This window comes from Vibrio sp. 1402, from assembly GCF_033340275.1.
Map to the genome: position 1 here is coordinate 1 of NZ_JAWOWE010000440.1, position 603 is coordinate 603.

At 43.6% G+C, this 603-nt stretch carries 1 protein-coding gene; it reads right to left on the reverse strand.

The genetic code is table 11. The features are described 5' to 3' along the window. A partial coding sequence (locus tag R7044_RS26545) for an HAD-IC family P-type ATPase (protein ID WP_225456154.1) occupies positions 1 to 603 on the reverse strand: 603 nt, incomplete at both ends.

The window sequence follows — 603 nt, forward strand, 5'->3', positions numbered from 1 at the left end:
TTCCTGAGCCAATCACGTTTTTAACATCTGTTACAATAATCTCGTCATTACTGAAACCGGTAAATGAGCGCGCAATAGGGTGGTTTGCATGAGCTTCAAGAGCAGATGCAAGGGCAAGACTTTCCGTTTCGGAAAGCTCTTTGAATGTACTCGTACGGCTAATCTCGATGTCACCTTTCGTTAATGTTCCCGTCTTGTCGACGACGAGATGATTAACTTTGCAAAGCGTTTCGAATACATGGCCTTTTCGCAACAGAATGCCAAAATTGCCCATTCGTGAAGTCGCACAAGTTAGTGCGGTCGGTGTAGCAAGGGATAATGCACAAGGGCATGTAGCGACGAGAACCGACAGCATAATCCAAAAAGCATCATCTGGTTTGGTTTGGTGCCAATAAAACCAGGTTCCAGCTGAGATGATAAGAATTACACCAACAAAGTAGCGTGCTACGACGTCAGCAACTTCTGCAATTTTTGGCTTTGAATGCTGTGCTTCATCTTGAAGGCGCACAATATTTGAAATCATCGAGTCTGCTTTTGAATTGGTGACTTCCAACTCAAATGATTCATCTCCGTTTAATGTACCTGCATAAACAGCATCACCTT